The 12,273-nt window shown below is 67.0% G+C and carries 13 protein-coding genes; 5 read left to right on the forward strand and 8 right to left on the reverse strand.

What is annotated here, in order from left to right; translation table 11 throughout:
• Positions 1–74: 74 nt before the first annotated feature.
• A complete protein-coding gene (locus tag AB0O71_RS06590; protein ID WP_363743456.1) occupies positions 75–866 on the reverse strand; it encodes an ABC transporter ATP-binding protein in 792 nt (263 codons plus the stop codon).
• A gap of 24 nt (positions 867–890) precedes the next feature.
• Between AB0O71_RS06590 and serB the strand changes: the two genes are divergently transcribed.
• Positions 891–1,556 carry a phosphoserine phosphatase SerB gene (gene serB, locus AB0O71_RS06595; protein ID WP_363743458.1) on the forward strand — a complete coding sequence of 222 codons (666 nt, stop codon included), beginning with the start codon at positions 891–893 and terminating at the stop codon, positions 1,554–1,556.
• A gap of 3 nt (positions 1,557–1,559) precedes the next feature.
• On the opposite strand, the gene AB0O71_RS06600 is transcribed toward serB, so the two are convergent.
• Positions 1,560–2,369: an isocitrate lyase/phosphoenolpyruvate mutase family protein gene (locus AB0O71_RS06600; protein WP_363743460.1), complete on the reverse strand. Its 810-nt coding sequence runs from the start codon at positions 2,367–2,369 to the stop codon at positions 1,560–1,562.
• Positions 2,370–2,433: 64 nt separating this feature from the next.
• Positions 2,434–3,144 (reverse strand): 3-oxoacyl-ACP reductase FabG, encoded by a 711-nt coding sequence (gene fabG, locus AB0O71_RS06605; RefSeq protein WP_363743462.1) that lies wholly within the window; start codon positions 3,142–3,144, stop codon positions 2,434–2,436.
• 133 nt (positions 3,145–3,277) lie between these two features.
• Between fabG and AB0O71_RS06610 the strand changes: the two genes are divergently transcribed.
• The 4 genes from AB0O71_RS06610 to AB0O71_RS06625 are packed head-to-tail and all read left to right on the forward strand — an operon-like array spanning position 3,278 to position 5,714.
• Complete coding sequence (locus AB0O71_RS06610; RefSeq protein ID WP_363743464.1) at positions 3,278–3,652, forward strand: DUF3099 domain-containing protein; 375 nt, start codon at positions 3,278–3,280, stop codon at positions 3,650–3,652.
• Positions 3,649–3,894: a hypothetical protein gene (locus AB0O71_RS06615; RefSeq protein WP_363743466.1), complete on the forward strand. Its 246-nt coding sequence runs from the start codon at positions 3,649–3,651 to the stop codon at positions 3,892–3,894. The genes AB0O71_RS06610 and AB0O71_RS06615 overlap by 4 nt, the downstream gene beginning before the upstream one ends.
• Positions 3,887–4,819 carry an SURF1 family protein gene (locus AB0O71_RS06620; protein ID WP_363743468.1) on the forward strand — a complete coding sequence of 311 codons (933 nt, stop codon included), beginning with the start codon at positions 3,887–3,889 and terminating at the stop codon, positions 4,817–4,819. Before AB0O71_RS06615 ends, AB0O71_RS06620 begins: the two co-directional genes overlap by 8 nt.
• A complete protein-coding gene (locus tag AB0O71_RS06625; protein ID WP_363743469.1) occupies positions 4,812–5,714 on the forward strand; it encodes a cutinase family protein in 903 nt (300 codons plus the stop codon). Before AB0O71_RS06620 ends, AB0O71_RS06625 begins: the two co-directional genes overlap by 8 nt.
• On the opposite strand, the gene AB0O71_RS06630 is transcribed toward AB0O71_RS06625, so the two are convergent.
• From AB0O71_RS06630 to zwf, 5 genes are all read right to left on the reverse strand, one after another.
• The gene (locus tag AB0O71_RS06630) at positions 5,711–7,309 is read right to left on the reverse strand and encodes an ABC-F family ATP-binding cassette domain-containing protein (protein ID WP_363743471.1); all 1,599 of its coding nucleotides are present in this window, start codon (positions 7,307–7,309) and stop codon (positions 5,711–5,713) included. The two genes, AB0O71_RS06625 and AB0O71_RS06630, sit on opposite strands and share 4 nt — an antisense overlap.
• An 88-nt stretch (positions 7,310–7,397) precedes the next feature.
• Positions 7,398–8,129 carry a 6-phosphogluconolactonase gene (pgl, locus tag AB0O71_RS06635; protein WP_363743473.1) on the reverse strand — a complete coding sequence of 244 codons (732 nt, stop codon included), beginning with the start codon at positions 8,127–8,129 and terminating at the stop codon, positions 7,398–7,400.
• Positions 8,130–8,147: 18 nt separating this feature from the next.
• Positions 8,148–9,602, reverse strand: a complete 1,455-nt coding sequence (gndA, locus tag AB0O71_RS06640) for an NADP-dependent phosphogluconate dehydrogenase (protein ID WP_363743475.1) — start codon at positions 9,600–9,602, stop codon at positions 8,148–8,150.
• A complete protein-coding gene (locus AB0O71_RS06645; RefSeq protein WP_363743477.1) occupies positions 9,599–10,537 on the reverse strand; it encodes a glucose-6-phosphate dehydrogenase assembly protein OpcA in 939 nt (312 codons plus the stop codon). The genes gndA and AB0O71_RS06645 overlap by 4 nt, the downstream gene beginning before the upstream one ends.
• A complete protein-coding gene (gene zwf / locus AB0O71_RS06650) occupies positions 10,534–12,069 on the reverse strand; it encodes a glucose-6-phosphate dehydrogenase (RefSeq protein ID WP_363743479.1) in 1,536 nt (511 codons plus the stop codon). The genes AB0O71_RS06645 and zwf overlap by 4 nt, the downstream gene beginning before the upstream one ends.
• Between the last annotated feature and the right edge of the window lie 204 nt (positions 12,070–12,273).

A 12,273-nucleotide genomic window follows, 5' to 3' on the forward strand; every position in this document is an offset into this window, starting at 1 on the left:
CAGAGGTCTTGGGATCGGCGAATTTCGTCGCACCAAAGTGCTACTTTAGCAGACTGCGCCGCGAATATGGACGATCAGGCACTCGGGCGTGCCACCGCGGCATACCGGCCGTCAGTGACCGACAGCTCGAAGGTCATGCCGAACGTCGCTTCGAGCGACTCGGCTGTCAACGTGTCGGCGATGGGGCCGGCGGCTTGGATCTTGCCGTCGCGCAGCAGCAGCGCGTGCGTGAATCCAGGCGGAATCTCCTCGACGTGGTGCGTCACCATGATCATCGCCGGCGACGATGGCGAGGCGGCGAACCCCGACAGCATCTGTAGCATGCGCTCACGGGCCCCCAGATCGAGATTGGCGCTCGGTTCGTCGAGCAGCAGCAGCTCGGGATCGGTCATCACCGCGCGTGCGATGAGGGCGCGCTTGCGCTCCCCGTCGCTCAGCGTGCCGAAGGCGTGGTCGGCGAAGGATCCGAGATCCCACTCGGCCAGGATCCGTTCGGCCTGGCGCACGTCGATACTGTCGTAGCGCTCGTTCCAACGACCCTCGACCGAGTAGGCGGCGGTGAGCACGACGTCTAGTACGAGTTCATTGGTCGGGATGCGTCGCGCAGAGGCCGATGAGACGAACCCGATGCGATTGCGCAGCTCGAAGATGTCGACCTTGCCGAGACGCTCTTCCAGCACCTCGACGGTGCCCCGGGTGGCGTAATCATTGGCAGTGGCGAGCTTCATGAGCGTCGTCTTCCCTGCGCCGTTCGGCCCGAGGATCACCCACCGCTCCGAATCGTCGACCGACCAGGTGATCCCGTCGAGGATCGGCCGGCGGTCGCGCACATAGGAGACATCGGTGAGGCGGAGCACATTGACCATGGGGCTCAGCCTATCCTGGGAATCATGACTTCTTCCGGCACCACACGCCCCCTCGTCGTGCTCGATTGCGACTCCACCACCATTCAGGACGAGGTGATCGAGTTGCTCGCCGAGGCTGCCGGAAGCCTCGAAGAGGTTGCTGCCGTCACCGAGCGCGCGATGCGCGGTGAACTCGATTTCGCTGCAAGCCTGCGCGAACGCGTCGCGACCCTCGCCGGGACCCCTGAGTCGGTCTTCGACCAGGCCTACCGGCGCGTGCGGCCGACCCCCGGCATCCGTGACCTCATTGCCGCGGTGCACGACCGAGGCGGGCAGGTGGGCGTCGTGTCAGGCGGGTTCCACGAGGTGCTGGATCCCCTCGCCGCAGATCTCGGTATCGATCTCTGGCGCGCGAACCGCTTGGAGATCGTGAACGGTGCGCTCTCGGGGCGGACCTACGGGCCGATCATCGATGCTGCGGCGAAGGCGGCTGCGCTGCGAGAGTGGGCGGCGGCCGCCGGGACCCCGCTCTCGGCCACCCTCGCCATCGGCGACGGCGCGAACGATCTCGAGATGATGGCGATCGCGGGGATCGGCGTGGCATTCGACGGCAAACCGATCGTGCGCGAGCGCGCGGACGTCTCGATCGAGCACGATCTGAGCCTGGCGATTCCCCTGCTCGATCGGCTTGCCTCAGACCTCAGAGCCTAGCGCTCAGAAGTTGTTGAGCGCCTCGGTGTCGGCGGGGATGACGCCGTCGGCCAGGAGAGATTCTCCGAGTCGCTTCAGTGCGGTGAGCGCGACGTTCTGCGGCATCGGGCCGTAGGAGACGCGAGCGACGCCGAGCGCCTCGTACTCTGCTGCAGTCAGTGCACCGGGCAGCCCGATGACGCTGACCTTGCGCTCGCCGATGCCCTCGACGAGCGCCCGGGTGTCTTCTGCATCGAGCACGCCGGGCACGAACACGCAGGTCGCTCCGACCTCGAGATACGCGCGGCCACGCTCGATCGCGTCTGCAATCGCCGCCTCTCGGGGCCGGTCTCCGCCCTTGATGAGAGCGTCGGTGCGCGCGTTCAGAACGAATGCGACCTCTTCCCGCTCTCCCGCTTCGACCGCCGCGCGCATGATCGCGACCGATTCGTCGAACGGCCGCATACGATCCTCGATGTTCGCGCCTGAGGCGCCCGCGCCGATCGCGCGACGCACCGTTTCGCCCGCGTCGCCGAAGCCGCCGTCAAGGTCCGCCGATACGGGCAGGTCGGTCGCCGAAGCGATACGCGCGATCGCTGCGATCATCGTGTCGAGCGGAATCTGTTCTCCATCGGCGTAGCCATGGCTCGCCGCAATGCCGTGACCCGCGGTCGCGATGGCTTTCGATCCCGGCAACTGGGAGACGACACGGGCGCTGACCGCGTCCCACACATTGACCACCCGGAGGGCCGTCGGTGCGGCGTACAAGTCGGCGAGGTTTTGGGCGTCGACCGCGACTCGGGTCAGTGAACGGGGCTGCTGTGAAGTGCTCATGCGCTCAGGCTACTGGTCGCGGCGGGGCGGGCGAAAGGCCGAAGGAGCGCTCCGCCACGAACGTTCAGTGCCCCATGCCGAGGCCGCCGTCGACGGGAATGACCGCGCCGGAGATGTACGCGGCGTCATCTCCAGCGAGGAACGATGCCGCGCCGGCGATCTCGGCGACCTGGCCGAAGCGGCCGGCGGGGATCGACCCGAGATACTGCTGCTGCTGCGCCTCGGGCAGAGCCGCCGTCATGTCGGTTTCGACGAACCCCGGTGCGATGACATTCGCGGTGATTCCACGTGATCCGAGTTCGCGGGTGAGCGAACGTGCGAAGCCCACGAGGCCCGCCTTCGACGACGAGTAGTTGATCTGGCCGGGGCCTCCGTACAGGCCCACGACACTCGAGATCAGAATCACACGACCGAAGCGACCCTTGAGCAGACCCTTCGCGGCGCGCTTGACAACGCGGAACGTGCCCGTGAGGTTCGTATCGATAACGCTGGTGAACTCCTCCTCGGTCATGCGCAGCAGCAGCGTGTCCTTCGTGATGCCGGCGTTCGCGACCACGACCTCGACGGGCCCCAGCTGAGCTTCGACCTCGGTGAATGCCGCATCGATCGAAGCGGCATCGGTCATCTCGGCGCGTACCGTGAGCGATCCGGCCGGGCCCTCGCCCGAGCGAGAGGTCACAGCAACGCGGTGGCCGTCTGCAAGCATGCGCTCGGCGATTGCGAAGCCGATGCCGCGATTGCCGCCGGTGACGAGTACGGTGCGCGAGGTGGGCATGGAAGTCCTTCCGTCTGAACAAACTGCGGTCCAGCCTACCCATTCGCCGCCGCGCGGAGCCCGGGCAACCGGCGATCCCAGGGTTCGGATTCAGGTGAACCGCGTAGGCTTGGCGGGTACGGAGAAGGGGCGCATGGCGAAGAGTTACGATGTGACTTCGGCGGGGGTGAACCCGGCCGAGGATCGCGCGCACCGCATGCGCATGTACTTCATCGCCATGACGCTGCGCGTCGCGTGCGTCGTCTCGCTGTTCTGGGTGCGCGACTGGTGGGTGCTGCTCGCGGCCGCAGGTGCGATCTTCCTGCCCTGGTTTGCGGTGCTCGTGGGCAACGCCGTCGCGCACGGGGGCGAACAGGCTCCCGATGCGCCAGAGTCGATGCAACTCGAGGCGGCAGAGCCCGAAGACGTTGAACCGAGCGACGCGGCCCACGAGCTGATCGTCATCGACGTCGAACCGGAGCGCCGCGGCACCGGGGGCGGCTCCCCCTCGCCGGGTGATCCCCGATGAGCGGTGTCTTCACACCTTCGCTGACCCTCGGCGGAGTTCCCGAGCGTCGCTTCGAGTGCTCTCGCGCCGGATGCCGGGTCGAAGCGACGTGGGCGATCCTCTGGCGCAACCCGAAGATCCACGGCGCAGAACGGCGAAAGACCTGGCTTGCCTGCGATGAGCACCGAGAAACGCTGCACGACTTTCTCGCGGCGCGAAGCTTCCCCATCGAGGTACGCGCGGTGGGAGAGCTCGATGACTGACCACGGAACGATCGATCGCGACGCGAGCCCGGTTTCCGCTTCGCCTCCAGACGCCATCGAGCCGGGCTCCGGTGACCGCGTGGGCTGGAGCTTTCTTCGCTCGGGCAGGTGGGCGGGGTACGCAGCGATGCTGCTCATCTTTTCGATCGCCTGCGTGTTGCTCGGCAACTGGCAGTTCGAGCGACGTGCTGAAGCGCGCGCCGAGATCGATCGCATCGATAACAATTACGACGCGGAGCCGATTGCGCTCGCGGACGAGCTGCCGGTGCTCTCCGAATTCGACGAGGATCGCCAGAAGTGGCGCACGGTGCTGGTGGAGGGCGAGTACGTCGGCGACCCGTTCCTGGCGCGAAACCGCCCGGGGCCGGGAGGCGTCGGCTCCGACGTGATCCAGGCCATGCAGACTGCGGAGGGCGACACGTTCTTCATCGATCGCGGTTGGGTACCGGTCGACGGCGCCTCCGCGGAGAACGCCGATCCGACGGAATTGCCTCCTCCTCCCGAGGGCACCACCACGGTCGAGGCTCGCTTGCGCGCGTCGGAGCCCGAGATCCCGGGTCGCACGACCTCGGGTCGGGCGGTCGCGAGCATCGAGCTGCCCGAACTCGCCGAGATGGCGGGCGCACCCGAGTCCACGTACACCGGCGCCTACGGCATGCTCGTGAGCGAGACGCCCGAAGGTGAGCACGGTGTGCTCCCGGCAAAGCCGGCTCGCGACGAGGGGCCGCACCTCTCGTATGCCGTGCAGTGGTACATCTTCATCGCCATCGCGGCGATCGGCGTGACGTACGCAGCCAGGCGAGAGTACCGCACGTTGAACATCGGCAGCGATGAAGTGCGCGAGTACGACCGCAAGACGGCCGAACGCAAGCGGCGCCGTGGGCCGAGCGACGCCGACATTGAGGATGCGCTGCTTGATGGGTAAGACGAACGGGCGCGAGATCGCGCAGCGACTGGCCCGAGCGGGGGCGTTTGTGACGCTGGGAGCTGCGCTGATGCTGAGCGGGTGCGCGGCTCCCGTGGATCCGGCCGAGACCCGAGAGTCCCTCTCCGATGTCACCGAGAATCCGACTCCGCCCGAAGCGGCCGAGCTCTACGACGCCGAGCTGCATCCGGAGCCCGTCGTGGATCCCGTCGATTGCGATCCGTATCTCGTCGTCACCGCGCGCGGCACGGGTGAGCCGAGCCAGGGCCAGCTGTTGTCACCCGTAGCTCGAGCGATCTCCCAGGCGCGACCGGGCGACGTGCACGTGCTCGACCTCGACTACCCCGCAGATACAGACGTCAAGGAGGGCGGTACCATCGGCGTGCGCACGCTCATTGATGTGCTCAACGTGCAGGCCGACGCGTGCCCTGACCAGCGGTTCGTGCTGCTCGGATACTCGCAGGGCGCGCTCGTGGTGGGCGACGCGCTCGCGGTACCTGACGCACGCATGGTCGGGGCCACGGTCGGCGCTGTCTCCGAGGAGGCCCTCGACCGCGTGCTCGCCGTGGTCTTCTACGGAGATCCGCGGTTCGTGGGCGACGAGGAGTACAACGTCGGGAGCTACGACCCAGAGACCGATGGGCTGCTCCCCCGACCTGAGGGCGCCCTCGACTCCGTCGGCGAACGCCTGCGCGACTACTGCGTCTCCGGCGATTTCATCTGCCAAAGCAGCCTCGACTTCGACGAGGAGCCGCACGTCGAGTACTACTCGAACGGCATGCAGGGAGACGGCGCCGCGTTCGCGATCACGCAACTCGATCGTGCCGGGACCGAGCTGCGCGGTGACGACGAGGACCGGGAAACGCCGTCGCCCGATCCTCGGAACGCCGACTAAGCGAGCTCGATGAGCTCGAGGTACTCCTTCGACCAGTGATCCTCGGTCGCGTCGGGCATGATGAGCACGCGCTCGGGGTTCAGCGCCTCGACGGCGCCCGGGTCGTGCGAGACGAGTACGACGGCTCCCGAGAAGTGCGCGAGCGCGTCGAGCACCTCTTCGCGGCTCGCCGGGTCGAGGTTGTTCGTCGGCTCGTCGAGCAACAGCACATTCGCACTCGACACCACGAGCATGGCAAGGGCGAGGCGGGTCTTCTCCCCACCTGAGAGCACCCCGGCGGGTTTGTGCACGTCATCCCCGGTGAAGAGGAACGACCCGAGCACACGACGCGCTTCCGTCTCCGTGAGGTGCTGCGACACGGAGACCATGTTCTGCAGCACGCTCGCCTTCACATCGAGGGTCTCGTGCTCCTGGGCGTAGTAGCCGACCTTGAGCCCGTGACCGGCGATGAGCTCACCGGTATCGGGCTCATCGACGCCCGCGAGCAGGCGCAGCAGTGTGGTCTTGCCTGCGCCGTTGAGGCCCAGGATGACGACCTTCGAGCCGCGATCGATCGCCAGGTCGACGCCCGCGAAAATCTCCAGCGAACCGTACGACTTCGAGAGCCCCTCGGCCATGAGCGGTGTCTTGCCGCACGGCGACGGATCGGGGAAGCGCAGTTTCGCGACCCGCTCGACCTGACGCTCGTCTTCGAGACCCGCGAGCATCTTGTCGGCGCGCGCGACCATCTGGTGGGCTGCGGCTGCCTTCGAGGCTTTCGCTCCGAAGCGCGCGGCCTGATCCTTCAGCACCGAGGCCTTCTTCTCGATGTTGCTGCGCTCCTTGCGGCGGCGCTCCTCGTCAGCGGCGCGCTGGCGCAGGTACAGCTTCCAGTTCATGTTGTAAATATCGATGACCTGACGGTTGCCGTCGAGGTAGAAGACACGGTTGACGGTCTCGCCCACGAGGTCGATGTCGTGGCTGATGACGATGACGCCGGCCTTCGAGTGCTTCAAGAATTCGCGCAGCCACACGATGGAGTCGGCATCGAGGTGGTTCGTCGGCTCGTCGAGGATCATCGTGTCGGCGTCCGAGAAGAGGATGCGCGCGAGCTCGATGCGGCGGCGCTGGCCGCCGGAGAGCGTCTTCAACGGCTGATCCAGGATGCGGTCGGGAAGCCCGAGGTTGTTCGAGATCGATGCCGCTTCCGACTCGGCCGCATACCCTCCGAGCGCCTGGAACCGATCGGTGAGATTGCCGAACCGCTTCATGGCTTTCTCGGCCACCGCTGGGTCGCTCGAGCCCATGTCTTCGGTCGCCTTCGCGATGTTCTGCTGCAGCGTGCCGAGCCCGCGCGCGTCGAGGATGCGGTGCCGCGCGATCTGCTCAGGGTCTCCGGTGCGCGGATCCTGCGGGAGGAACCCGAGTTCACCGGTCACCTTGATCGAGCCCTCTGCGGGAGGCAGCTCCCCCGACAGCGTGCGGGTGAGCGTGGTCTTGCCGGCGCCGTTGCGACCGACGAGGCCGATCTTGTCGCCGGGGTTCACGCGGAACGTGACCCCCGACATGAGGCGACGAGCGCCGACGTCGATGGCGAGGTCTTCGACGGAAATCATGGTGTGAGGCTCCTAGATCGTGCCGGCTCAGCGCATCACGGGGAGACGTTCTCGCGCCAGGGCTGAGCGAATGGGCAACCTCACCATCCTAGCTGCTCGAAGCAGATGTCGCTCCCAGGGCCGCGGTGTCCGCCCAGAGCACGGTCTCGACGGTGCCTAGAATGCGTGCTGCTGGGAGAAGGGGCTCGTGCGCCGCGCGAACGCGAGCGATCGCCTCCGCTTTGCCGGCGCCCGCCGCGATGAGCCAGACACGCTCCGCGCGACAGAGCGTCGGGATCGTCAGCGTCACGCGCTCGGAGGGAGGCTTCGGCGAGGCGCGAATCGGGAGAGCAGCCGGAGCATCAGGCCCGACGAATGCGAGCTCATCACGATCGGGAAAGAGCGACGCCACATGCCCATCGGGGCCCACGCCGTTGAGCGCGAGATCGATGCGATCAATACCGCTCACAAGAGCGGCGTACGCCTCGGCGGCCTCGTCCAGCGTCGCCCCCGAGTCCGATCCCGCCACCCGATGCACCAATGACGGATCCACCGAGACGGCATCGAACAAGGTGCGGTCTGCGAGGAAATCGTTGCGATCCTCATGGCCGGCCGGCACCCAGCGCTCATCGCCCCAGACGAAACGCACGCGCGCCCAATCGATCGTGTCGCGCTGCGGATGGGCAGCCAGGGCCTCGAGCACACGCTCGCCGCCGCTGCCGCCGGTGAGTATCACGCAGGGCACTCCCCCATAGACCTGCCGCGCACGGCAGACCGAGAGGAATTCGCTCGCGACGGCGTGGGCGAGCTCAACGAGATTGGGATGCTCTGCGGTGCGCACGAGTCTGCTCGCTCGCGCCTATGCCGAGATCTCGCTGCGGTCGCCCGACCACAGCGTGTGGAAGACGCCCTCGCGGTCGATGCGACGGTAGGTGTGCGCACCGAAGAAATCGCGCTGACCCTGCACGAGGGCCGCCGGGAGCCGCTCAGCCCGAAGGCCGTCGTAGTAGGCGAGTGATGAAGAGAACGCCGGTGCGGGGATGCCGGCGGCCGTGGCGTGCACGACGACGCGACGCCAGGCCTCCTGGCTGCCCGCGAGCGCATCTGCGAAATACGGCGCACTCATCAGCAGCGCCAAGTCCGCCTCAGCCGCATACGCGTCGGCGATCCGGTTCAAGAACTGTGCGCGAATGATGCAGCCGGCGCGCCAGATGCGTGAGATCGCACCGAGATCGATGGTCCAGCCGTATTCTGCGGCGCCCGCGCGGATCTCATCGAACCCCTGCGAGTATGCGACGATCTTCGACGCGTAGAGCGCCTGGCGCACGTCTTCGATGAATGTGGCCTCGTCCGCCACCGTGAGCTGCTCGCTCGGGCCGGGAAGCGCCGCCGCGGCCGCGCGCTGCTCGGGGTGCGACGACAGCGACCGCGCGAACGTGGCCTCGGCGATCCCGGAGACGGGCACGCCGAGCGCGAGCGCCGTCTGCACCGTCCACGCCCCGGTGCCCTTTGCTCCAGCCTGATCGAGAATGACGTCGACGAGCGGTTTGCCGGTCGATGCGTCGACCTGGCGGAGCACCTCGGCCGTGATTTCGATGAGATACGACTCGAGTTCGCCGCGATTCCATTCCGCGAAGATGTCGGCGATCTCCGACGGCGTCTTTCCGGTGCCGCGACGGATCAGATCGTAGGCCTCGGCGATGAGCTGCATATCGGCGTACTCGATGCCGTTGTGCACCATCTTCACGAAGTGCCCGGCGCCATCGTGGCCCACGTGCGTCACGCAGGGCTCGCCCTCAGCGACTGCGGCGATCGAGCGCAGGATCGGGCCGAGCGTCTGCCAGGCCTCGTCCGAACCCCCGGGCATGATGCTCGGGCCGTTGAGCGCGCCCTCCTCGCCGCCCGAGATGCCTGCGCCGACGAAGTTGATGCCGGTGGCGCGCACGGCGCGCTCACGCCGGATGGTGTCGGGGAAATACGCATTGCCGCCGTCGACGATGATGTCGCCCGGTTCGAAGACCTCGACCAGGGCGTCGATGGTGGCATCCGTGGCGGCGCCCGCCTGCACCATGATGATGGCGGTGCGCGGCTTCTGCAGCGATGCCGCAAACTCCTCGTAGCTGAACGCAGGCACGAACCGTGCTTCGGGGTGCGCGGCGACGAGCGTCTCGGTGCGCTGCGCGCTGCGATTGAACACCGCCACGGTGTTCCCCTCCCGGCTGGCCAGGTTGCGCGACAGATTCGCACCCATCACTGCGAGGCCGACGACCCCGATGTTCGCTGCGGCTTCAGTCACGCTGGCTCCTTTGTTCATGCGTTGGTTCCGGGGGTGGGCGCGGCGCGGTTGCGCGCGAGTTGTTCGAGCACGCGGCCGTACATCACGTCTTCGCCCAGCCCGCGCAGTTCTTCGGCGAGGCATTCGCTCAGCGTGCGGCGGGGCAGAACGATCTGATGGGTCGGTTGACCGGGCTGGCTGAGCGCTGCGTGCACCGGCGACAAGCGCTTGAGCACCGCGTCGCCGCTCTCGCGCGTGAGCGTGACCGAGTGCAGGCCCTCGGCGTGCAGGGCGCGATCGAGCAGAGTGCAGGTCGTCGGCACTCCGAGCGTCAACTCGAGCCAGGCCGCGAGCAACTCCGTCGACGGCGATGCTTCAGAGCCGACGACCTCGACCGCCGTCACCGGCTCGAACGGAGGCTGGTCGAGCACCGCGGCCAAGTATTCGCGCCAACGGGTGAGGCGAGTCCACGCGAGGTCGGTATCGCCAGCCGAATACCCGGCGATGCGCACATCCCATGCCGAACCATCGGGGGCGGCTGCGTCGGTGATCCTGCGCTGGCCGATGCGGCCGAGCGGGTCGGCGCCCGGGCGATCCGGCGCCTCCTCCGGCCACCACACCGCGACCGGGGCGTCCGGCAGCAGCAGGCCGGTGACGAGCGCCTCGACGCCGCTCGCGACCTCGCCCGAGGCGCGCAGCACGATGACGTCGCTGGCCCCAGCGTCGGCGCCCACGCGGATCTCGGCGTCGAGACGATTCTCCGCTTCGGGTCGACTCAGCAGCACGATGACGCGCATCGGGTGCTCGCTGGATGCATGGTTGGCAGCCTCGATCGCAGATTCGTCGAGTTCGCCTGATGCGGAGATCACGAGCGTGAGCACGTGACCCAGCGCAGAGACACCGCTCTCCTGGCGCATCGACACGAGCCGACGTGTCACCGCGCTGACGGTCGTGTCGGGCAGGCTTTCGATCATGGGCGTCTCCAGGTGCGTCCGTCGCGTGCGAGCATCTCGTCGGCCGAAGCCGGCCCCCACGAGCCGGGCACGTACTGCTCGACGGGTTCGGCGTTCTGAGCCCAGTGGCGTTCGATGGGATCGAGAATGCGCCACGAGAGTTCGACCTCGGCTTGGCGGGGAAACAGTGGCGCATCGCCGAGGAGGACATCGAGGATCAGCCGCTCATAAGCCTCCGGGCTCGCCTCGGTGAACGCGTGGCCGTACCCGAAGTCCATGGTCACGTCGCGCACGCGAGTGCCACTGCCCGGAACTTTCGCCCCGAAGCGAATTGTGATGCCCTCATCGGGCTGGACGCGAATCACAAGCGCGTTCGAACCCTGCTCCGACCGCTGCGCCTGGCCGAACAGGTCGCCCGGCTCCTTGCGGAAGACGACGGCGATCTCGGTCACACGCCGGCCGAGACGCTTGCCCGTGCGCAGATAAAACGGCACACCCGTCCAGCGGCGCGTGTTGACGTTCAGTTTCATCGCCGCGAAGGTTTCGGTGCGCGACCGCGGGTCCATCCCGTCCTCATCGAGAAACCCGTTGACGAGCTCCCCGCCCTGCCACCCGGGCGCGTACTGTCCGCGAGCCGTTGAACGCTCGAGGTCGTCGGGCAGCGACACCGCCTCGAGCACCTTTTCCTTCTCGGCGCGCAAATGCTGCGCGCCGAGGCTGATGGGCTGCTCCATCGCGGTGAGTGCGAGGAGCTGCAAGAGATGGTTCTGAATCACGTCGCGCGCTGCACCGACGCCGTCGTAATAGCCGGCGCGGCCGCCGACGCCGATGTCTTCGGCCATCGTGATCTGCACGTGATCGACGTAGTTGCGGTTCCAGATCGGCTCGTACATCGCGTTTGCGAAGCGGAGCGCGAGGATGTTCTGCACCGTCTCCTTGCCGAGGTAGTGGTCGATGCGGAAGATCGAATCGGCGGGAAACGCGGATTCGAGCACATCGTTCAGCTCCCGAGCCGAGGCGAGGTCGTGGCCGAACGGCTTTTCGATGATGACGCGGCGCCAGCGCTGATCGTCTCCCGTGCGCTCGACGAGCCCGGAGCTCGAAAGGTGCTTCGCGACTTCGGGGAACGCCGTGGGCGGAATCGAGAGGTAGAACGCGTGGTTGCCCATGGTTCCGCGCTCGCGATCGAGAGTTTCAACCGTATCGCGAAGTCGGTCGTAGGCCTCGGGATCATCGAATTGGCCCTGCACGAAACGAATGCCCTCTGCGAGCTGCTTCCAGGTCTCTTCACGGAACGGTGTTCGCGCGTACTTGCGCACAGCATCGTGCACGATCTCCGCGAAATCGCGATCCTTCCAATCCCGACGGGCGAAGCCGACGAGTGCGAAGCCGGGCGGCAGCAGACCGCGGTTTGCGAGATCGTAGACCGCAGGCATCAGCTTCTTGCGCGACAGGTCTCCGGTGACACCGAAGATCACGAGTGAACTCGGGCCGGCAATGCGACTGAGTCTCGGGTCGTCCGCCGAGCGGAGCGGATTGGAAGGAAGCTGCATTCCAGCCTTTCTCACAGATCAGGAATTCAAGACAACCCGAGCCGCCTTCGGCAGGGCACTCGGTTCTGAGAAAGCCCACTGGGCTCTCTCAAATCGCAAACCCGAGCTGCCTTCGGCAGGGCACTCGGTTCTGAGAAAGCCCACTGGGCTCTCTCAAATCGCAAACCCGAGCTGCCTTCGGCAGGGCACTCGGTTCTGAGAAAG

The sequence above is a fragment of the Leucobacter sp. NPDC077196 genome (assembly GCF_040687075.1).
In the GTDB taxonomy this organism is placed as follows: Bacteria; Actinomycetota; Actinomycetes; order Actinomycetales; family Microbacteriaceae; genus Leucobacter.